23 protein-coding genes are annotated in these 21,386 nt (G+C 42.0%); 20 read left to right on the top strand and 3 right to left on the bottom strand.

The features are described from left to right. The first annotated feature begins 77 nt into the window (after window positions 1–77). Together pepA and FD735_RS01725 are read left to right on the top strand one after the other, a co-directional pair. The gene (pepA, locus tag FD735_RS01720; protein ID WP_033629346.1) at window positions 78–1,142 is read left to right on the top strand and encodes a glutamyl aminopeptidase; all 1,065 of its coding nucleotides are present in this window, start codon (window positions 78–80) and stop codon (window positions 1,140–1,142) included. 20 nt (window positions 1,143–1,162) lie between these two features. Further along, window positions 1,163–1,459: a bacteriocin immunity protein gene (locus FD735_RS01725; protein WP_084939593.1), complete on the top strand. Its 297-nt coding sequence runs from the start codon at window positions 1,163–1,165 to the stop codon at window positions 1,457–1,459. Between the two features lie 95 nt (window positions 1,460–1,554). On the opposite strand, the gene FD735_RS01730 is transcribed toward FD735_RS01725, so the two are convergent. Then, window positions 1,555–3,186: a Na/Pi cotransporter family protein gene (locus tag FD735_RS01730; RefSeq protein WP_139658345.1), complete on the bottom strand. Its 1,632-nt coding sequence runs from the start codon at window positions 3,184–3,186 to the stop codon at window positions 1,555–1,557. 582 nt (window positions 3,187–3,768) lie between these two features. Between FD735_RS01730 and pgk the strand changes: the two genes are divergently transcribed. The 12 genes from pgk to dnaJ all read left to right on the top strand — a co-directional run bounded on the left by pgk (window position 3,769) and on the right by dnaJ (window position 15,131). Beyond that, the gene (gene pgk / locus FD735_RS01740; RefSeq protein ID WP_001096776.1) at window positions 3,769–4,968 is read left to right on the top strand and encodes a phosphoglycerate kinase; all 1,200 of its coding nucleotides are present in this window, start codon (window positions 3,769–3,771) and stop codon (window positions 4,966–4,968) included. Between the two features lie 137 nt (window positions 4,969–5,105). Continuing rightward, a complete protein-coding gene (locus FD735_RS01745; protein WP_000119887.1) occupies window positions 5,106–5,633 on the top strand; it encodes an aromatic acid exporter family protein in 528 nt (175 codons plus the stop codon). Window positions 5,634–5,709: 76 nt separating this feature from the next. After that, entirely contained in the window at window positions 5,710–6,066 is a 357-nt protein-coding gene (glnR, locus tag FD735_RS01750) for a transcriptional repressor GlnR (RefSeq protein ID WP_000664333.1), read from the top strand. A gap of 38 nt (window positions 6,067–6,104) precedes the next feature. Beyond that, window positions 6,105–7,451 carry a type I glutamate--ammonia ligase gene (glnA, locus tag FD735_RS01755; RefSeq protein ID WP_001122885.1) on the top strand — a complete coding sequence of 449 codons (1,347 nt, stop codon included), beginning with the start codon at window positions 6,105–6,107 and terminating at the stop codon, window positions 7,449–7,451. A gap of 111 nt (window positions 7,452–7,562) precedes the next feature. Then, complete coding sequence (locus FD735_RS01760) at window positions 7,563–7,883, top strand: PadR family transcriptional regulator (protein WP_129313773.1); 321 nt, start codon at window positions 7,563–7,565, stop codon at window positions 7,881–7,883. After that, window positions 7,883–8,458 (top strand): DUF2812 domain-containing protein, encoded by a 576-nt coding sequence (locus FD735_RS01765; RefSeq protein WP_139659091.1) that lies wholly within the window; start codon window positions 7,883–7,885, stop codon window positions 8,456–8,458. The genes FD735_RS01760 and FD735_RS01765 overlap by 1 nt, the downstream gene beginning before the upstream one ends. 34 nt (window positions 8,459–8,492) lie before the next feature. Continuing rightward, the gene (locus FD735_RS01770; RefSeq protein ID WP_139658346.1) at window positions 8,493–9,005 is read left to right on the top strand and encodes a DUF2812 domain-containing protein; all 513 of its coding nucleotides are present in this window, start codon (window positions 8,493–8,495) and stop codon (window positions 9,003–9,005) included. A gap of 160 nt (window positions 9,006–9,165) precedes the next feature. Then, a complete protein-coding gene (hrcA, locus tag FD735_RS01775) occupies window positions 9,166–10,200 on the top strand; it encodes a heat-inducible transcriptional repressor HrcA (protein WP_045591862.1) in 1,035 nt (344 codons plus the stop codon). Window positions 10,201–10,226: 26 nt separating this feature from the next. After that, window positions 10,227–10,742 carry a nucleotide exchange factor GrpE gene (gene grpE / locus FD735_RS01780; protein ID WP_139658347.1) on the top strand — a complete coding sequence of 172 codons (516 nt, stop codon included), beginning with the start codon at window positions 10,227–10,229 and terminating at the stop codon, window positions 10,740–10,742. Window positions 10,743–10,990: 248 nt separating this feature from the next. Beyond that, the gene (gene dnaK, locus FD735_RS01785) at window positions 10,991–12,814 is read left to right on the top strand and encodes a molecular chaperone DnaK (RefSeq protein WP_139658348.1); all 1,824 of its coding nucleotides are present in this window, start codon (window positions 10,991–10,993) and stop codon (window positions 12,812–12,814) included. 396 nt (window positions 12,815–13,210) lie between these two features. After that, on the top strand, window positions 13,211–13,843 hold the full coding sequence (locus FD735_RS01790; protein ID WP_139658349.1) for a DJ-1/PfpI family protein: 633 nt from the start codon (window positions 13,211–13,213) through the stop codon (window positions 13,841–13,843). Between the two features lie 151 nt (window positions 13,844–13,994). Continuing rightward, window positions 13,995–15,131: a molecular chaperone DnaJ gene (gene dnaJ, locus FD735_RS01795; protein WP_001066307.1), complete on the top strand. Its 1,137-nt coding sequence runs from the start codon at window positions 13,995–13,997 to the stop codon at window positions 15,129–15,131. A 441-nt stretch (window positions 15,132–15,572) separates the two neighbouring features. Here dnaJ and FD735_RS01800 read toward each other — a convergent pair whose 3' ends face one another. After that, window positions 15,573–15,860: a hypothetical protein gene (locus FD735_RS01800; RefSeq protein ID WP_044020273.1), complete on the bottom strand. Its 288-nt coding sequence runs from the start codon at window positions 15,858–15,860 to the stop codon at window positions 15,573–15,575. A gap of 9 nt (window positions 15,861–15,869) precedes the next feature. Next, window positions 15,870–16,280 (bottom strand): HIT family protein, encoded by a 411-nt coding sequence (locus FD735_RS01805; RefSeq protein ID WP_001278307.1) that lies wholly within the window; start codon window positions 16,278–16,280, stop codon window positions 15,870–15,872. A 67-nt stretch (window positions 16,281–16,347) separates the two neighbouring features. On the opposite strand from FD735_RS01805, the gene FD735_RS01810 reads away from it, so the two are divergent. From FD735_RS01810 to nusA, 6 genes are all read left to right on the top strand, one after another. After that, complete coding sequence (locus FD735_RS01810) at window positions 16,348–17,079, top strand: ABC transporter ATP-binding protein (RefSeq protein WP_061587523.1); 732 nt, start codon at window positions 16,348–16,350, stop codon at window positions 17,077–17,079. Continuing rightward, on the top strand, window positions 17,076–18,125 hold the full coding sequence (locus tag FD735_RS01815) for an ABC transporter permease (protein WP_139658350.1): 1,050 nt from the start codon (window positions 17,076–17,078) through the stop codon (window positions 18,123–18,125). The genes FD735_RS01810 and FD735_RS01815 overlap by 4 nt, the downstream gene beginning before the upstream one ends. 47 nt (window positions 18,126–18,172) lie before the next feature. Further along, window positions 18,173–18,967 carry a cell cycle regulator CcrZ gene (gene ccrZ, locus FD735_RS01820; protein WP_000363019.1) on the top strand — a complete coding sequence of 265 codons (795 nt, stop codon included), beginning with the start codon at window positions 18,173–18,175 and terminating at the stop codon, window positions 18,965–18,967. Then, window positions 18,964–19,599, top strand: coding sequence for a tRNA (guanosine(46)-N7)-methyltransferase TrmB (gene trmB, locus FD735_RS01825; RefSeq protein WP_001266088.1), 636 nt, complete (start codon window positions 18,964–18,966; stop codon window positions 19,597–19,599). Before ccrZ ends, trmB begins: the two co-directional genes overlap by 4 nt. A 126-nt stretch (window positions 19,600–19,725) precedes the next feature. Further along, window positions 19,726–20,205 (top strand): ribosome maturation factor RimP, encoded by a 480-nt coding sequence (rimP, locus tag FD735_RS01830; RefSeq protein ID WP_000338692.1) that lies wholly within the window; start codon window positions 19,726–19,728, stop codon window positions 20,203–20,205. Window positions 20,206–20,247: 42 nt separating this feature from the next. Next, on the top strand, window positions 20,248–21,384 hold the full coding sequence (nusA, locus tag FD735_RS01835) for a transcription termination factor NusA (protein ID WP_000032278.1): 1,137 nt from the start codon (window positions 20,248–20,250) through the stop codon (window positions 21,382–21,384). Window positions 21,385–21,386 lie beyond the last annotated feature (2 nt).

The following is a 21,386-nucleotide window of genomic DNA, read 5'->3' on the forward strand; positions in this document are numbered from 1 at the left end:
AGTTGGAAGATTAAGATTTCCCACTATCCTTCTCCTATAAAAAGTGGTAAAATGGAGGACAGAAAGAAGGAACTGATATGACAACATTATTTTCAAAAATCAAAGAAGTAACAGAGCTTGCTGCAATCTCAGGTCATGAAGCGCCTGTCCGGACTTATCTTCGTGAAAAGTTGACACCACACGTGGATGAAGTGGTGACAGATGGCTTGGGTGGTATTTTCGGTATCAAGCATTCAGAAGCTGCGGATGCACCACGCGTCTTAGTCGCTTCTCACATGGACGAAGTTGGTTTTATGGTCAGCGAGATTAAGCCAGATGGAACCTTCCGTGTGGTTGAAATCGGTGGCTGGAACCCTATGGTGGTCAGCAGTCAACGCTTTAAACTCTTTACTCGTGACGGTCGTGAAATTCCCGTGATCTCAGGTTCTGTTCCTCCACATTTGACACGTGGAACAGGTGGGCCAACCATGCCAGCTATTTCAGATATCATTTTTGATGGTGGTTTTGCGGACAAGGCTGAGGCAGAAAGCTTTGGTATCCGTCCAGGTGACACCATTGTCCCTGATAGCTCTGCTATCTTGACAGCCAATGAAAAAAATATCATCTCAAAAGCTTGGGACAATCGCTACGGTGTCCTCATGGTAAGCGAGCTAGCAGAAGCCTTGTCAGGTCAAAAACTGGGAAATGAACTCTATCTTGGCTCTAACGTCCAAGAAGAGGTTGGTCTGCGTGGTGCTCATACATCTACAACTAAGTTTGATCCAGAAGTTTTCCTAGCCGTTGACTGCTCACCTGCTGGTGATGTTTATGGTGGCCAAGGCAAGATTGGGGATGGAACTTTGATTCGCTTCTACGATCCAGGTCACTTGCTTCTCCCAGGAATGAAGGATTTCCTTTTGACAACGGCTGAAGAAGCGGGTATCAAGTACCAATACTACTGTGGAAAAGGTGGAACGGACGCTGGAGCAGCTCATCTGAAAAATGGTGGTGTCCCATCAACAACCATCGGTGTCTGCGCTCGTTATATCCACTCTCACCAAACCCTCTACGCTATGGATGACTTCCTAGAAGCTCAAGCCTTCTTGCAAGCCTTGGTGAAAAAATTGGATCGTTCAACGGTTGATTTGATTAAAAATTATTAAGCATAAGGGAGGTGATCAGGATGGCAGAACCAAACCTAGAAAGCCTTATAAGAGATCTCTACAACCATGCTCGTCAGGGTTTGAGTGAAGATTTAGTTGCTGCTCTCCTAGAGACTGCTAAAAAACTACCAACTACAAATGAGCAATTATTAGCAGTCCAACTCTCAGGACTTGTCAATCGTGAATTGCTCATCAATCCCAAACATCCAGCACCTGAATTGATCAACTTGGCGCGCTTTATCAAAAGAGAAGAGGCTAAGTACAGGGGCACGGCAGTTTCTGCTATCATGTTTGGTGAACTCTTTAAGATGCTTTGATTCCATTGTGAATCAAAGCATTTTTATATGCTCCGAAAGAAATTCTTAATGAGGAGACGAAAAAAACCATCCCATTCAGGATAGCTTCTTGTTTATTAGATTTGTTCAGCGATGACCTTTTCAGCTAGGTTCATAGCATGGTCAGACACACGAGTGTAGTGGGAAATGATGTCGATAAAGTTGACTCCAGCTTGTGTAGAACACTCACCCTTGTTAAGGCGTTTGATGTGGGTCTTTCTGAGAACGCGTTCCATATTGTTGATTTCTTTATGGCGTCCAATCAGACTCTGAGCTTTTTCAATATCATTGTTTTCCACACTATCAAGGGCCTCCTTGATAAATGCAGTTGTTGCTTGATAAATCTCAGCTAATTCCTCTAAAGCAGCATCAGAAAATTGAACATTCTTACGTTGGAGGTAGTCTGTTAGGTTGAGCAAGCCTTCTGCGTGGTCCCCAATCCGTTCCAAATCACGAGATGAATCCAGGATGTTGGTCAAGACTTCGCTTTCCTTTTGACTCAAGGATTCGCTTGAGAGTCTGATGAGGTAACGAGTGAGTTTTTCATCGATGGTGTTGATGGCTTCCTCTGTCTTGTGCCCTTTTTCAGCTACCTTTTCATCCAAACTGATGATATAGGTATAAGAAAGGTCAAAAGCTTTGGCTGCATAGTTCCCTAAGTGCAAAAGTTCTTTTTTAGCATTTCCTAGAGCGATAGAAGGAGATTGCTGGATAAGTTGCTCGTCGAGATAAAGGGGCTCGTACTTGACAACCTCGTCTTCACCAGGGATGAGCTTGGTTACAAAGTAGGCCAAGGCTCCGATGAATGGAAATTGTACAATGGTGTTACTTACGTTAAAGGCACCGTGAGAGAAGGCGATGGTCATCTCAGGTGAGAGGTGAAGGAGTGCCTGGAAGTACTCGATCATAGCAGTAAAGGGGCCTAATAGGATTAAGCAAAGAATAGTTCCTAAAACGTTAAAGGTAACGTGGGTTGCCGCAACGCGCTTTGCAGAGACATTGGCTCCAGCTGCCGCGATGATAACGGTTAAGGTTGTCCCGATATTATCCCCGAAGAGAACTGGTAGTGAACCTTTAAGATCAAGGAACCCACCTGCATAGAGACCTTGCAAAATCCCGATTGTAGCCGAGGAAGCCTGGATGAGGACGGTAATCACTGCACCAGCCACTACTCCTAAAATAGGATTTTGTCCCAAGGTTACCATATATTCCTTGAATTGTGGTAAATCTTTAAGCGGACTCATACCGGCACTGATGAGGTTAAGGGCGTAGAAGATTCCCCCAACACCAAACAGGATGCGCCCGATATTGTTTGCTGTTCTGTTTTTTGTAAAGAAGAGGAACATGGTTCCAAGGAAAATCAAGGGTAAAGCATACTCGCCTAGTTTGAAACCGATGATAAAGGAAGTAACGGTGGTTCCGATGTTGGCTCCCATGATAATTCCAATAGCCTGTCTAAGAGTGAGAAGACTAGCGCTGACCAGCCCAACCGTGATAACTGTAACCCCTGTACTTGACTGAATCAGGGCGGTCACGACAATCCCGACTAGAACGCCTAAAAAGGGATTGCTAGTGTACTTGTCAATGTAAAAACGAAGGCGATCTCCAGCAGCTTGTTGCAAACCGTCTCCCATGGTCTTGATACTGTATAAAAACAGTCCTAGACCTCCTAAAAAGTGAAATAAAATTTCCTGCCAATTAATGGACATTTCTTTTTCCTCCGAAAAATAATAACGGAATTTCTCCTATTCTATTTTAAAGGATAAAAGTAAATCTCACAAGTGTTTAGCTGAAATTTTCATAAGAAACAAGAACTTTCTTTTAAAATGAAAGATAGATTCCCTTTAAGATAGATGATTTATAGGATTGTGTCCAAATTTTACTGATTATTATCCTAGTTATAGTTTTTATGTTAAATAGATTGACACCGCTTTCATATAGGATAAAATGAAGATGATCCTGTTCTGGTGGTGTGCACTGAGAACAGTTACTTTTTATCAAAAAGTAAAGCGCTTATATGTTAGGAAGAAGAGAGAAGACTAATCGGATTTACGAATCTTGGATTTTCTCATAAAAATAAAAAACAAGGTTTGACTGTAGATTGGTCAGGCCTTGTTTTAATTAGTTTTTCTTTCGTTAATTAGTTATTTGGCAAGTTTTTTGTAGATTTTATTTTAAAAAATGCTAGTTTCAATTATAAGAAAGAACAAGAAAAGTTTAGGGTTTTTCTATCTCTTTTGCGGATTTTGTGATATAATTAACACGTATAAAAAAAGAAGGAGTCATATCTAATGGCAAAATTGACTGTTAAAGACGTTGACTTGAAAGGGAAAAAAGTTCTCGTTCGTGTTGACTTCAACGTACCTGTTAAAGATGGCGTGATTACCAATGACAACCGTATCACTGCAGCTCTTCCAACTATCAAGTACATCCTTGAACAAGGTGGACGTGCAATCCTCTTCTCTCACCTTGGACGTGTAAAAGAAGAAGCAGACAAAGAAGGTAAATCACTTGCTCCTGTAGCTGCTGACTTGGCTACTAAATTGGGACAAGAAGTTAAATTTATCCCAGGTGTTACACGTGGTGCTGAATTGGAAGCCGCTGTTAACGCTCTTGAAGATGGACAAGTTCTCTTGGTTGAAAACACTCGTTTCGAAGATGTTGACGGCAAGAAAGAATCTAAAAATGACCCTGAGCTTGGTAAATACTGGGCATCACTTGGAGACGGTATCTTCGTAAACGATGCATTTGGTACAGCTCACCGTGCACACGCATCTAACGTTGGTATCTCAGCAAACGTTGAAAAAGCAGTTGCTGGATTCCTTCTTGAAAACGAGATTGCTTACATCCAAGAAGCAGTTGAAGCTCCAGAACGTCCATTCGTAGCGATTCTTGGTGGTTCAAAAGTTTCAGACAAGATTGGTGTTATCGAAAACTTGCTTGAAAAAGCTGATAAAGTGCTTATCGGTGGTGGGATGACTTACACATTCTACAAAGCTCAAGGTATCGAAATCGGTAACTCACTTGTAGAAGAAGACAAATTGGATGTTGCAAAAGCTCTTCTTGAAAAAGCAAACGGCAAATTGATCTTGCCAGTTGACTCAAAAGAAGCAAACGCATTTGCTGACTATACTGAAGTGAAAGACACTGAAGGTGAAGCAGTAGACCCAGGTTTCCTTGGTTTGGATATCGGTCCAAAATCTATCGCTAAATTTGACGAAGCTTTGACTGGTGCGAAAACAGTTGTATGGAACGGACCTATGGGTGTGTTTGAAAACCCTGACTTCCAAGCTGGTACAATCGGTGTCATGGATGCTATCGTGAAACAACCAGGTGTGAAATCAATCATCGGTGGTGGTGACTCAGCTGCTGCAGCCATCAACCTTGGCCGTGCAGACAAGTTCTCATGGATCTCTACTGGTGGTGGAGCTTCAATGGAGCTTCTTGAAGGTAAAGTTCTTCCAGGATTGGCAGCACTTACAGAAAAATAAGCTTTCTTAGATTAAATCATAGAAAAGAGGAACTCTGTTTCCTCTTTTTTATAGCCCGAAATTAAAAACGCTTCCTATTGATTTTCACTCATAAAATCAACTAATTTATGTTAAAATGGTAGTAGAAAGTTGAGATTATGAGTTATTTTAAAAAATATAAATTTGATAAGTCACAGTTCAAGCTTGGTATGCGAACTTTCAAAACGGGGATTGCCGTATTTATAGTTCTCTTGATTTTTGGTTTTTTTGGCTGGAAGGGGCTTCAAATCGGAGCATTGACAGCGGTCTTTAGTTTACGAGAGAGCTTTGATAAGAGCGTCCATTTTGGAACTTCGCGTATCTTAGGAAATAGCATTGGCGGTTTTTACGCCCTTGTCTTTTTCCTCTTAAACACTTTATTTCATGGAGCCTTTTGGGTAACCTTACTAGTTGTTCCAATTTGCACCATGTTAACCATTATGACAAATGTTGCCATGAACAACAAGGCAGGAGTTATCGGTGGTGTAGCGGCTATGTTGATTATTACCCTATCAATACCAAGCGGAGAAACATTTTTGTACGTGTTTGCGCGCGTATTTGAAACATTTATGGGAGTTTTTGTCGCAATCCTTGTAAATTATGATATTGAGCAACTGAAACTCTTTTGGGAGAAAAAAAGAAAATAATGTTACATTTTGTGACATTATTCGTTGACGTATGTCTTTTTTTAGACTATAATAGACAGGAAGAAGGAAATTGTAAATGAAGGAAAGAGAATTTCGCCGAAATATGGCTGTTTTTCCTATCGGCAGTGTTATGAAATTGACTGATCTCTCGGCGCGTCAGATTCGTTATTATGAAGATCAAGAGTTGATAAAGCCTGATCGAAACGAAGGAAACCGTCGCATGTATTCCTTGAATGACATGGATCGTCTACTTGAAATCAAAGATTATATCTCTGAAGGTCATAATATTGCTGCGATTAAGAAAAAATATGCTGAACGCGAGGCGAAGTCCAAGAAAGCCGTGAGTCAGACGGAAGTGCGTCGTGCACTTCACAATGAACTCCTCCAGCAGGGGCGCTTTGCTTCAGTACGGTCACCCTTTGGTCGCGGTTAGGCAATCGCAAGTAGTCATATATATTAAGGAGAAAACCCATGCCAATCACAGCTGCAGATATTCGTCGTGAAGTCAAGGAAAAAAATGTTACCTTTATCCGTCTCATGTTTTCAGATATTCTGGGAACCATGAAAAACGTCGAAATTCCTGCTACAGATGAACAGTTAGATAAGGTCTTGTCAAACAAAGCCATGTTTGATGGCTCTTCTATTGAAGGTTTTGTACGTATCAATGAGTCAGATATGTACTTGTACCCAGACTTGGATACATGGACAGTCTTCCCTTGGGGAGATGAAAATGGAAGTGTTGCAGGTTTGATCTGTGATGTCTATACAACAGAAGGCGAACCCTTTGCAGGTGACCCTCGTGGTAATCTGAAGCGTGCACTTCGTCATATGGAAGAAGTAGGATTCAAATCTTTCAACCTTGGTCCAGAACCAGAATTCTTCCTATTTAAGTTGGATGAAAATGGGGATCCAACACTTGAAGTAAATGACAAGGGTGGCTACTTTGATTTGGCGCCTACTGACCTTGCGGACAATACACGTCGTGAAATTGTGAATGTCTTGACCAAAATGGGATTTGAAGTAGAAGCGAGTCACCACGAGGTTGCGGTTGGACAACATGAAATTGACTTCAAGTATGATGAAGTCCTCCGTGCCTGTGACAAGATTCAAATCTTTAAACTCGTTGTTAAAACCATTGCTCGCAAACACGGTCTTTACGCAACCTTTATGGCGAAACCAAAATTTGGTATCGCTGGATCAGGTATGCACTGTAATATGTCCTTGTTTGATGCAGAAGGAAACAATGCCTTCTTTGATCCAAATGATCCAAAAGGAATGCAGTTGTCTGAAACAGCCTACCATTTCCTTGGTGGTTTGATCAAGCATGCTTACAACTATACTGCCATCATGAACCCAACAGTTAACTCATACAAACGTTTGGTTCCAGGTTATGAAGCGCCTGTTTACATTGCTTGGGCTGGTCGTAATCGTTCGCCACTTGTGCGCGTACCAGCTTCACGTGGTATGGGAACTCGTCTCGAGTTGCGTTCGGTGGACCCAATGGCAAACCCATACATCGCTATGGCTGTTCTTTTGGAAGTTGGTTTGCATGGTATTGAAAACAAAATCGAAGCACCAGCTCCTATCGAAGAAAATATCTACATCATGACAGCAGAAGAGCGTAAGGAAGCTGGAATTACTGATCTTCCATCAACTCTTCATAACGCCTTGAAAGCTTTGACAGAAGATGAAGTGGTCAAGGCAGCCCTAGGTGAACACATCTACACTAGCTTCCTTGAAGCGAAGCGTATCGAGTGGGCTAGCTATGCGACCTTTGTTTCACAATGGGAAGTTGATAATTATTTAGATCTTTACTAATATAGAAGAAAGATTGCCTTAGGGTGATCTTTTTTTGCATTTTATATCGAGCTGTGATATATTTTATATAACGAAGCGCGATGTATCGAACTAAATAGGAGGTGTGGTTAAATGGAATTAACAGATAAGATTAGGCGTGTTTACCTTCCCATGACTGAAACGGGTTTTTATATCTTGTTCTGTTTACAGAAGGAGAACCATGGATATGGTATCACACAAAAGGTCAAGGAGATGACAGATTCACAAGTTTTGATTAGTCCTGGAACTATGTATGGAACCTTGTCAAAGATGGAAAAGGATGGCTTGATTTTCTTTGTCCGAGAGGAGGAAAAACGTAAAATCTATCAGATTACAGACTTGGGACGCAAAGTCTTAGATATTGAATTGAAACGTATTGAACGACTCTATAGAAACAGTCTGGAGGAAGGATGATGGAAAAGAAGGTTATTTATAGAATTGCTACCATTGCGGATTATGATAGGGAGGCTCTATACTTTAGAGAAATGCATGTCAAGGGCTGGAAACTTACGGAAGTAAGCTACTCTAACTTAGTAGTTGCGGTTAAGTATACTTTTGAAAAGTGCCAACCGGAGCAGGTGTCTTATCAGTTGGACTTTTATCCCAAGAAAAAATCAGAGAGAGCCTCCTATTTACAACTATTTAAAGACTGTGGCTGGGAGCATATTACAGACTTGAATAGTTTTTCCTATTTTAGAAAAGCACATTCTGAAATTGAATCGAATACTGAGTTTGAAATCTATAATGACGCTACAGGGAAGTTAGCAATAATCAAACGGATTTTAATAATGCGGATGCTTCCTATTTTGATTCTATTTTTAGCTCTACTACCGGTTTTCTCAAAGTTTGTCAGTGGAGCTAGTTCTTTCAGTTGGGGAATGTTTTTGATTGTCATAATAGATTGTGTTTTATTGCTAGTTTTTGCGGTTCAGATTTCTTATATTTTTTGGAGATTGTTTCAAAAATGGAAAGAATTATCTGATAAATAAAGCAATACCTGTTTTCTAATCTGGAGGTAAGACAATGAATAGTGAAGTACAATTTCGGCTTTTTACAATAGTTGATTTGGACAAGGAAGAAGAATATTTACATGAGATGCACTTGAAAGGTTGGAGATATAGAACTAATCGTTTTGGCTTTTTCTATTTTGAGCAATGCCAACCAGATGATGTCATCTATCATATCTATGATTCTAGATTTCTTAAAAAGTATAAGCATGAACTACAAGATTTTAGAAATAGCGGTTGGGAATTGATAGAAACAGGTTTTTGTTCAATTCTTCGTAAACCAACTTCTGATATACTTTCAGAGGATCAAGTCTATATGAGTAAGGGTCTTAGATGGGAAGTTACGCGGTCTAGACTTCGTTCCTGTATAGCCGCTTTCTCAGGTGGTCTTGTTGTTTGCATGAGTTTGTATCGAGAAAACTTGTCTCAGTCTTTCTTTATTATTTTCGTTTTATACGCTTGCTTGATTTCTTATCTAATCTATGGTTTTTTCAGACTTAAAAGGAAATACCAAGTAGATGAGAAGTAAGATTCTAGGTCTTCAGACTGATTTTTAGCACTCTTGGCAAAAGAGTGCTAATTTTTTGAGTTTTTGTCTTGACATTCTCTTCTAAGGGTGTATAATAGAATCATGAGTTAGCACTCGGATGTATGGAGTGCTAAGCGATCGGACAGAGAGGAGTGATGAGATGGTTACAGAGCGTCAGCAGGATATTTTAAATCTGATTATTGACATCTTTACCAAAACGCACGAACCTGTCGGATCTAAGGCGCTACAAGAGTCTATCAATTCTAGTAGTGCTACCATTCGTAATGACATGGCAGCTCTAGAGAAGCAGGGCTTGCTTGAGAAGGCTCATACCTCAAGCGGTCGGATGCCAAGTGTTGCTGGTTTTCAGTACTATGTGAAACACTCGCTGGCTTTTGACAGACTGGCTGAAAATGAGGTATACGAGATTGTCAAAGCCTTTGATCAGGAGTTCTTCAAACTGGAGGATATTCTGCAAGAGGCTGCTAATCTACTGACAGACCTGAGTGGCTGTACGGTAGTAGCGCTAGATGTTGAACCGAGCAGGCAACGGTTGACAGCCTTTGATATCGTTGTTCTGGGACAACATACAGCTTTGGCAGTATTTACCCTAGATGAGTCCCGAACGGTTACCAGTCAGTTTTTGATTCCAAGGAACTTCTTGCAGGAAGATTTGCTGAAACTGAAGAGCATCATTCAGGAACGTTTCTTAGGACACACTGTTCTAGATATTCACTACAAGATTCGGACGGAGATTCCGCAGATTATCCAGCGTTACTTTACAACAACGGACAATGTCATGGATCTCTTTGAACATATTTTTAAAGAAATGTTCAACGAAAACATTGTAGTATCTGGCAAGGTCAATCTTTTGAATTTTGCCAATCTAGCAGCCTATCAGTTCTTTGACCAACCGCAAAAGGTGGCTCTGGAGATTCGTGAGGGTCTGCATGAAGATCAGATGCAAAATGTCCGTGTTGCGGACAGTCAAGAGTCTTGTCTAGCAGACCTAGCGGTGATTAGCAGTAAATTCCTCATTCCTTATCGGGGTTTTGGAATTCTAGCGATTATCGGTCCGGTTAATCTGGATTACCAGCAATTGGTCAACCAAGTCAATGTTGTCAATCGTGTTTTGACCATGAAGTTGACAGATTTTTACCGCTATCTCAGCAGTAATCATTACGAAGTAAATTAAGATTGAAATCATTAAAGGAGGCGAAAATGGCCCAAGATAAGAAAAATGAAGAAATAAAAGAAGAGGAAGTTGTGGAAACAACAGAAGAAACAACTCCTGAGAAGTCTGAGTTGGAATTGGCAAATGAACGTGCGGATGAGTTCGAAAACAAATACCTTCGCGCTCATGCAGAAATGCAAAATATTCAACGCCGTGCCAATGAAGAACGTCAAAACTTGCAACGTTATCGTAGCCAAGATCTGGCAAAAGCAATCTTACCATCGCTTGACAACTTAGAACGTGCACTAGCAGTTGAAGGTTTGACAGACGATGTCAAAAAAGGATTGGAGATGGTGCAAGAGAGCTTGGTACATTCCTTGAAAGAAGAAGGAATCGAAGAAATCGCGGCTGACGGCGGATTTGACCATAACTATCACATGGCCATCCAAACTCTCCCAGCAGACGATGAACACCCAGCAGATACCATCGCACAAGTCTTCCAAAAAGGCTACAAACTCCATGACCGCATCCTACGCCCAGCCATGGTAGTGGTCTATAACTAGGCTAGAGAACTTAAAAACTTGTCCGAAATGACAATAAACTATGAAGAAAGATAAAAAAGTAGTTCGGCTTTGCAATAGTGAGCGAAGCGAACCAAAGACGATACTCTTCGCCGTGGCGCTATTTGCGCAAACTTTGAGACCTTAGGCTCAAAGTTTAGTCAAAGAGATTGATTAGTCAAGCTCTGACGGCGCCGCCACTTAAGAAGAGAATCAAAAAGAAATAATATAAAATTTAAGGAGAAAAACACATGTCTAAAATTATCGGTATTGACTTAGGTACAACAAACTCAGCAGTTGCAGTTCTTGAAGGAACTGAAAGCAAAATCATCGCAAACCCAGAAGGTAACCGTACAACTCCATCTGTAGTATCATTCAAAAACGGCGAAATCATCGTTGGTGATGCCGCAAAACGTCAAGCAGTTACAAACCCAGATACAGTTATCTCTATCAAATCTAAGATGGGTACTTCTGAAAAAGTTTCTGCTAACGGCAAAGAGTACACTCCACAAGAAATCTCAGCTATGATTCTTCAATACTTGAAAGGTTACGCTGAAGATTACCTTGGTGAAAAAGTAACTAAAGCAGTTGTCACAGTTCCAGCTTACTTTAACGATGCTCAACGTCAAGCAACAAAAGATGCTGGTAAAATCGCTGGTCTTGAAGTAGAACGTATCGTTAACGAACCAACTGCAGCAGCTCTTGCTTACGGTTTGGACAAGACTGACAAAGAAGAAAAAATCTTGGTATTCGACCTTGGTGGAGGTACATTTGACGTCTCTATCCTTGAACTCGGTGACGGTGTCTTCGATGTATTGTCAACTGCAGGGGACAACAAACTTGGTGGTGACGACTTTGACCAAAAAATCATCGACCACTTGGTAGCAGAATTCAAGAAAGAAAACGGTATTGACTTGTCTAATGACAAGATGGCAATGCAACGTTTGAAAGATGCAGCTGAAAAAGCGAAGAAAGACCTTTCTGGTGTAACTTCAACTCAAATCAGCTTGCCATTCATCACTGCTGGTGAAGCTGGACCTCTTCACTTGGAAATGACTTTGACTCGTGCGAAATTTGATGATTTGACTCGTGACCTTGTAGAACGTACAAAAGTTCCAGTTCGTCAAGCCCTTTCAGATGCAGGATTGAGCTTGTCAGAAATCGACGAAGTTATCCTTGTTGGTGGTTCAACTCGTATCCCAGCCGTTGTAGAAGCTGTGAAGGCTGAAACTGGTAAAGAACCAAACAAATCAGTAAACCCTGACGAAGTAGTTGCTATGGGTGCTGCTATCCAAGGTGGTGTGATCACTGGTGATGTGAAAGACGTTGTTCTTCTTGATGTAACGCCATTGTCACTTGGTATCGAAACAATGGGTGGTGTCTTCACAAAACTTATCGATCGCAACACTACAATCCCAACTTCTAAATCACAAGTCTTCTCAACAGCAGCAGACAACCAACCAGCCGTTGATATTCACGTTCTTCAAGGTGAACGCCCAATGGCAGCAGATAACAAGACTCTTGGACGTTTCCAATTGACAGATATCCCAGCTGCACCTCGTGGAATTCCTCAAATCGAAGTAACATTTGACATTGACAAGAACGGTATCGTATCTGTTAAGGCTAAAGACCTTGGAACTCAAAAAGAACAAACTATTGTCATCCAATCAAACTCAGGTTTGACAGACGAAGAAATTGACCGCATGATGAAAGATGCAGAAGCTAACGCTGAAGCAGATAAGAAACGTAAAGAAGAAGTAGACCTTCGTAACGAAGTAGACCAAGCAATCTTTGCGACTGAAAAGACAATCAAGGAAACTGAAGGAAAAGGCTTCGATGCAGAACGTGATGCTGCCCAAGCTGCTCTTGATGACCTTAAGAAAGCGCAAGAAGACAACAACTTGGATGAAATGAAAGCAAAACTTGAAGCGTTGAACGAAAAAGCTCAAGGCCTTGCTGTTAAACTTTACGAACAAGCCGCAGCAGCCCAACAAGCTCAAGCAGGAGCAGAAGGCGCACAAGCAACAGGAAACGCAGGCGATGACGTCGTAGACGGAGAGTTTACTGAAAAGTAAGATGCAAAGCCCGTTAAAACCTCACAGTGAAAATAGGAAATCTGACGCAGAAACTTTAGTTTCTAGGAAGATTTGCACCTAAAGGTAGCCATATCTGTAGTTCGCTAAAGCGAAAACAGCTACGTCTCTTTTTCACCAAGAGGTTAGGGCGTGCTCAATTCGGTAAGATGTTGAGGCGTTAAGAAAACGAAAGAAAAATAGGAAGCCATCGCCTTGTGCGATGCACAAAAGATGGCTTCCTATTTTTCCCGAAGTTTTTAGCCGAAACTCAGTTAAGCCTAACTCGTTAAGAATGACGAATTACTAAGGTTCATTGTCTAAATGTAATAATGATAGGAAGAAATCCAGAGGTTGCAACCCAGCCTCTGTTTTTCGGTAAAATAGAGGATGTTGCGTATGAAAAAAGTACTTTGTATCATTTATCCTAATTTTTCTCTTTATGAGATAACTGCTTTAACAAGTACTTTAGCTCTGTCTTTTGACATCACGATTGATTATGTCGCTTCAAATCATTCGATGATTGTCTCTGAAGATGGTTTGCCCTGCCAACCGACGAAGACGTTGAATCAAATACGTCTAGAAGAGTATTCTTGTATCATTTTACCAGGAATGGTAAATATAGGGCCTGCTCTACAGGATGAAAAATTAGCCTCATTTTTGAGAGAACTCGGTGAGCAGGATATCTTAATTACAGCAATTTCTTCTGCGCCCATTTTGTTAGCGAAAGCTGGCTTGTTGAATGATACGAAATTTACTGGTGGGATTTGGCAAAACTTCTTTGACTATTTTGAATTTCTTCCACGTGAGAATTTCCAACCTAAACTGGTTGTGCAAGATAAAAATATCATTACGGCTATTGGCTTTGCACATCAAGAGTTTGCAAGAAAAGTGATACTTGGTCTAGGTTTGGCAGAAAATACTGACAACTATTTTAAAGAACAGAACGAATATTCAGAAGAGGACTTGATTTTTACTCTATCGGATAAAGAGTTTGATGAAGTGAAGCAGAGTATAGAAAATACACTCTAATGATTTACTTATAAACTATAGAAAGGAATAAGGGTGTTCGTAATTGAACTCGAGCGGAAAGCTTGGAAATTAGATAAACCTCCTAAGAAATCAGGATTTCTTGTCGGTTTCCTAAATTTCAGTCGCTTTCTGTTCGCTCTTAGTATCTTGTATGAACAATACTGAATTTTATGATCGTCTGGGGGTGTCAAAAAACGCTTCGGCAGACGAGATCAAAAAGGCTTATCGTAAGCTTTCAAAAAAATACCACCCAGATATCAACAAGGAGCCTGGTGCTGAGGAAAAATACAAGGAAGTTCAAGAAGCCTATGAGACTTTGAGTGACGACCAAAAACGTGCAGCCTACGACCAATATGGTGCTGCAGGTGCCAACGGTGGCTTTGGTGGTGCTGGCGGTTTTGGTGGCTTTGACGGAGCAGGTGGCTTCGGTGGTTTTGAAGATATCTTTTCAAGTTTTTTCGGGGGAGGCGGAGCTTCACGCAATCCAAACGCTCCTCGTCAAGGGGATGACCTCCAGTACCGTGTGAACTTGACCTTTGAAGAAGCCATCTTCGGAGCTGAAAAAGAAGTTAAGTACAACCGTGAAGCAAGCTGTCGTACCTGTAATGGATCTGGTGCTAAGCCAGGGACAAGTCCAGTCACTTGTGGACGCTGTCATGGCGCTGGTGTCATTAATGTCGATACGCAGACTCCGCTTGGTATGATGCGACGTCAAGTAACTTGTGATGTCTGTCATGGTCGCGGAAAAGAAATCAAGGATCCATGTACAACTTGTCATGGAACAGGTCATGAAAAACAAGCTCATAGCGTACATGTGAAAATTCCTGCTGGTGTGGAAACTGGTCAACAAATTCGCCTAGCTGGTCAAGGTGAAGCAGGCTTTAACGGTGGGCCTTACGGAGATTTGTATGTAGTGGTTTCAGTAGAAGCTAGCGATAAGTTTGAACGTGAAGGAACAACTATTTTCTACAAGTTAAATCTTAATATTGTCCAAGCTACTCTTGGAGATACTGTGGAAATTCCAACCGTGCATGGAGATGTTGAATTGGTTATCCCAGAAGGAACACAGACTGGCAAGAAATTCCGTCTACGTGGTAAGGGAGCACCTAGCCTTCGTGGCGGTGCCGTTGGTGACCAATACGTTACTGTCAATGTCGTGACTCCGACAGGTTTGAACGACCGCCAAAAAGCAGCGCTTAAAGAATTCGCAGCTGCAGGTGACTTGAAAGTCAATCCAAAGAAAAAAGGCTTCTTTGATCATATAAAAGATGCCTTTGAAGGAGAATAAACTAAAAAGAGCCGAGTGGCTCTTTTTAAAGCGTAAACCAGCTATATCCCATCAACTATACACCACAATTGAGACAACTCATTCACCGTTTCATAACTAATACTCTTCGAAAATCTCTTCAAACCGCGTCAACGTCGCCTTGCGTATATATATGTAACTGACTTCGTCAGTCTTATCTACAACCTCAAAACAGTGTTTTGAGCAACCTGCGGCTAGTTTCTTAGTTTGCTCTTTGATTTTCATTGAGTATAAATCAAATACTTTCCCAGACTTTTCGCTGTAATGAAAACACCTGAAACCGATTGATTTCAGGTGTCCGGACACTTTGAGGCCTAGGCTCAAAGTTTAGGTATGGAGCTTCGAAGAAGGTCGCTACCGTCCGTCATTACTTAAGGAAAGTCTTAAAAAATCTATAAACTAAAAAGAGCCATCGGGCTCTTTTTACTTATCCTCAAGCTCCTGTGTTTCTTTTACCACAGTTAGTCTAGTTTGGAAATCTTTTTCCAAGACTTTGAACTTGTAGGTCAAATCTTTTTGGTATTCCTTGATAAGGGCTTTTTGTTGGTCGATGATTTGTAGGCTGTTTTGGATGATATCCAAATCATCCTTGATAGCTTCGACGCGGTCAGTTGTATCTAGCACTTCATCCTGAATGGCTTGGCGATTTTTCACGACAAAATAACTTCCGGCTGCAGCTCCTGCAAATAGCAATAGATTGGATAGTTTCATGGCAACTCCTTAAGCGTTTTTAATGGTTTCAGCGACTTGGGCAAGTTTGTCAAAGTCAGGTTCGTGGGCGATAAAGTCAATCTTAAGGTCATCTTCTGCACTGTAGCGAGGAACGAGGTGCACGTGAGTATGAAAGACCGTTTGACCAGCAATTTCCTCGCAGTTGGCAATGATATTCATGCCGACAGCTTTGGTAGCCTTCATGACTTTTTGAGCCACTGTTGGCACTTGGGCAAAGAGTTGGCTAGCACTCGCAGCATCCATCTCCAAAAGATTGCGATAGTGCTCTTTGGGTACAATGAGGGTGTGTCCAGGCGTTACTTGAGAGATATCAAGAAAGGCAAGAACCTGCTCATCCTCGTATACTTTTGAAGCAGGAATCTCCCCTGCGATAATCTTACAAAAAATGCAATCTGACATAAAATCCACCTCTACTGTATTGAATTTTGATATAATATAGCTACATTATACCAGATTCGGAGAAAATATGTTAGAAATTAAAAACCTGACAGGAGGCTATGTTCATGTCCCTGTCTTGAAAGATGTGTCCTTTACCGTTGAAAGTGGGCAGTTGGTCGGTTTGATTGGGCTCAACGGTGCTGGGAAATCAACGACAATCAATGAGATTATTGGTCTGTTGACACCTTACAGTGGGGAAATCAAGATTAACGGTCTCACCCTGCGAGAAGATGCGACCAGCTATCGCAAGCAGATTGGGTATATCCCAGAAACGCCTAGTCTGTATGAGGAATTGACCCTCAGGGAGCATATTGAGACGGTTGCCATGGCCTATGGTATTGAGCAAAAAGTGGCTTTTGAGCGAGTAGAATCTTTGTTAAAAATGTTCCGTCTGGACCAAAAATTGGACTGGTTCCCAGTGCATTTTTCCAAAGGGATGAAGCAGAAGGTCATGATTATCTGTGCATTTGTGGTAGATCCGAGTCTTTTCATCGTTGATGAGCCTTTTCTTGGGCTCGATCCGCTGGCGATTGCCGACTTGATTCAGCTTTTGGAAGTAGAAAAGCAAAAAGGCAAGTCCATTCTCATGAGTACCCACGTGCTGGATTCAGCGGAGAAGATGTGTGATGCCTTTGTCATCCTCCACAAGGGGGAGGTGCGAGCTCAGGGGAACCTCCAGCAACTCCGCGAAGCCTTTGACATGCCTGAAGCGAGTTTGAATGATATTTACTTGGCTCTGACCAAAGAGGAGGAGCTATGAAAGACTTGTTTTTAAAGCGAGAGCAGGCTTTTCGTAAGGAGTGTGTCGGTTATCTGCGTTATGTTCTCAATGATCACTTTGTCTTGTTCCTGCTAGTTCTTATCGGTTTTCTAGCTTACCAGTACAGCCAACTCCTGCAACATTTTCCTGAAAATCATTGGCCTATCCTCTTGTTTTTAGGGATTGTATCTGCCTTGCTTTTAGCTTGGGGAGGAATCGCAACCTACATGGAAGGGCCTGACAAGCTCTTTCTCTTAGTCAGTGAAGAGGAGGTTAAGTCCCACCTCAAAGGGCAGACAGTGCGCTCACTGGTCTTTTGGCTCTTGGTCCAAACCCTTTTCTTGCTTTTATTTGCGCCCTTATTTTTAGCCATGGGTTATGGCTTGCCAGTTTTTCTCATCTATGTGCTTTTATTGGGAGCTGGGAAATATCTCCTCTTTCGTCAAAAAGCCAGTAAATTTTTTACTGAGAACGGAATTGACTGGGACTATGTGATCGCCCAAGAAAGCAAGCGCAAGCAAGCTTTGCTTCGTTTCTTTGCTCTCTTTACTCAGGTTAAGGGCGTTTCAAATAGTGTCAAACGTCGCGCTTATCTGGATTTCATCCTTAAAGCAGTTCAGAAGGTGCCGAGCAAGATTTGGCAAAATCTCTATCTTCGTTCTTACTTGCGAAATGGAGACCTCTTTGCCCTCAGTCTCCGCCTCCTCTTCCTATCCTTGTTAGCTGTGATCTTTATCGAGCAAGCTTGGATCGCGACAGCAGTGGTAGTGCTGTTTAACTACCTCTTGCTCTTTCAGTTACTGGCCCTCTATCATGCCTTTGACTACCAGTACTTGACTCAGCTCTTTCCACTAGAAAAAGGGGAGAAAGAGAAGGGATTGAAACAGATTGTGCTTGGTGTGGGAAGTGCAGTTCTTTTGCTGGAATTGCTGGTCGGAGCAGTGGTTTTTCAAGAAAAAATAGCCTTGTTGGCTCTTGTAGGGGCTAGTCTCTTCCTACAATTGTTTTATTTGCCTTACCAACTAAAAAGATTGGTTGACGAATAGACCAAAAACTAGTAGAATAGTAAGGAAACTTTATACGGAGGAAAGAAATGGACTTGGGTGATAATGAGCTAACGCTGACCCCTATCCCTGGGAAGAGCGGCAAAGCTTATATGGGAAGCTACCCTGATGGGAAGCGCGTCTTTGTAAAAATGAACACCTCTCCAATCCTACCTGGCCTAGCCAGAGAACAAATCGCTCCTCAATTACTATGGACTCGTCGTTTGCCAGATGGCCGTGATATGTGTGCTCAGGAATGGCTGACGGGCAAAATCTTGACCCCTTACGATATGAATCGCAAGCAGATTATCAATATCTTGAACCGCCTTCACCGCTCGCGTCCTTTGATGAAGCAGTTGAGCCGTTTGGGATACACCATGGAAACACCAGTTGATTTGCTACGTTCTTGGCAGCAAGGAGTTCCAGAAATCTTGAAGCAGAACCACTATTTGAACAGTGTGATTGCTGAGCTAGGTAAGACGGTTCCAGGTTTTAGGGAAGACCATGCAACGATTGTGCATGGTGATCTTCGTCATAGTAATTGGATTGAGACAGAGAGTGGACTCGTTTATCTAGTGGATTGGGATTCGGTTCGTCTGACGGATCGTATGTTTGATGTAGCGCATTTGCTATGCCACTACATTCCAGATCATCAGTGGCGCCAATGGTTGAGAGACTATGGCTATAAGTACAATCAGACAGTGTTAGATAAATTGTATTGGTATGGTCAGTATTCTTACTTGAACCAGATTGCCAAATACTGTGAAAATCAAGATTTAGACAATGTAAACCGGGAGATTTACGCCTTGCGCGTCTTCCGTGACAAGTATGGAAAGAAGAGATGAGAGTTAGAAATCGTAAAGGGGCGACAGAATTACTAGAGGCTAATCCCCAGTATGTGGTCCTTAATCCCTTGGAAGCTAAAGGGAAATGGCGAGACTTGTTTGGAAATGATCATCCTATTCATGTAGAGGTTGGAAGTGGGAAAGGGGCCTTCGTATCAGGAATGGCCAAGCAAAATCCTGACATCAACTACATCGGGATTGATATCCAAAAGTCGGTATTGAGTTATGCCTTGGACAAGGTGCTTGAAGTTGGAGTGCCCAACATCAAGTTGCTGTGGGTAGATGGTTCAGATCTGACCGACTACTTTGAAGACGGTGAAATTGATCGTCTCTACCTAAACTTTTCAGATCCCTGGCCTAAAAAACGCCATGAAAAACGTCGTTTGACTTACAAGAGTTTCCTGGATACCTTCAAGCGCATCTTGCCTGAGAATGGGGAAATCCATTTCAAGACAGACAATCGTGGCTTATTTGAGTATAGTCTAGTGAGCTTTTCTCAGTATGGGATGAAACTCAATGGTGTCTGGCTGGACTTGCATGCCAGTGATTTTGAAGGCAATGTCATGACAGAGTATGAGCAAAAATTCTCAAGCAAAGGTCAAGTGATCTACCGAGTTGAAGCAGAATTTTAAGAAATAGCTTGAAAACCAGCTGGTTGAGTGCTAATGCTTTACATAAATTGACAAACGTGCTATACTGATAGTAAGAATATGAGAAAGAGAGGCGGGGAAATATCTTCGCCTCTTGCTTATGAGGAGGTGGACGCAATCGCAACAATCGTAGAATTAGTCAGAGAAGTTGTAGAACCTGTCATCCAAGCACCTTTCGAACTCGTGGATATCGAGTATGGAAAGATTGGCAGTGACATGATTCTCAGTATTTTTGTAGACAAACCTGAAGGAATTACCTTGAACGACACGGCAGACCTGACAGAAATCATCAGTCCTGTCCTAGACACCATCAAGCCTGATCCCTTCCCAGAACAATATTTCCTAGAAATCACCAGTCCAGGCTTGGAACGTCCTTTGAAAACCAAGGATGCTGTCGCTGGAGCGGTTGGGAAATACATCCATGTCGGGCTCTACCAAGCCATCGATAAGCAAAAAGTCTTTGAAGGAACCTTACTGTCCTTTGAAGAGGACGAGTTGACCATGGAATATATGGACAAGACACGTAAGAAAACTGTCCAAATTCCATACAGTTTAGTATCAAAAGCACGTTTAGCAGTAAAATTATAGAAAAGAAAGGATAGCTTTTGAGGATTCAAAAGTGAAGAAAACATGAGTAAAGAAATGCTAGAGGCCTTCCGCATTTTGGAAGAAGACAAGGGAATCAAAAAAGAAGACATCATCGACGCAGTAGTAGAGTCGCTTCGTTCCGCTTATCGCAGACGCTATGGTCAATCTGATAGCGTAGCCATTGACTTCAATGAAAAAACAGGTGACTTTACAGTTTATACTGTCCGTGAAGTTGTTGATGAAGTATTTGATAGCCGTTTGGAAATCAGCTTGAAAGATGCCCTTGCCATTAATTCAGCCTATGAGCTTGGTGACAAGATCAAGTTTGAAGAAGCACCTGCTGAGTTTGGTCGTGTAGCAGCCCAATCTGCTAAACAAACCATCATGGAAAAAATGCGCAAGCAAACACGTGCCATCACTTACAATACTTATAAAGAACATGAACAAGAAATCATGTCTGGTACGGTAGAACGTTTTGACAACCGCTTTATTTATGTCAATCTTGGCAGCATCGAAGCCCAATTGTCCAAACAAGACCAAATCCCTGGAGAAGTTTTTGCTTCCCACGACCGTATCGAAGTCTACGTTTACAAGGTTGAAGATAATCCTCGTGGTGTCAACGTCTTTGTTAGCCGTAGCCATCCTGAAATGATCAAACGCTTGATGGAACAAGAAATCCCAGAAGTCTACGATGGAACTGTTGAAATCATGAGCGTAGCCCGCGAAGCTGGTGACCGTACGAAAGTTGCCGTTCGTAGCCACAATCCAAACGTGGATGCTATCGGGACAATCGTTGGACGTGGTGGTGCCAATATCAAGAAAATCACCAGCAAATTCCACCCAGCTCGCTACGATGCCAAGAGTGATCGTATGATTCCTGTCGAAGAAAACATCGACGTTATCGAGTGGGTAGCAGATCCAGCTGAATTTATCTACAATGCTATCGCTCCTGCTGAGGTTGACCAAGTTATCTTTGATGAAAACGACAGCAAACGTGCCTTGGTCGTTGTACCTGATAACAAGCTTTCTCTTGCCATCGGTCGTCGTGGACAAAACGTTCGCTTGGCGGCTCACTTGACGGGTTACCGTATTGATATCAAGTCTGCCAGTGAGTTTGAAGCTATGGAAGAAGCAGGTCAAGTGGATTACGCAGCTGCGGACGAATTGACGGAAGAATAAAA

Origin of the sequence: Streptococcus sp. 1643, assembly GCF_006228325.1 — a bacterium.
Classification (GTDB): Bacteria; Bacillota; Bacilli; order Lactobacillales; family Streptococcaceae; genus Streptococcus.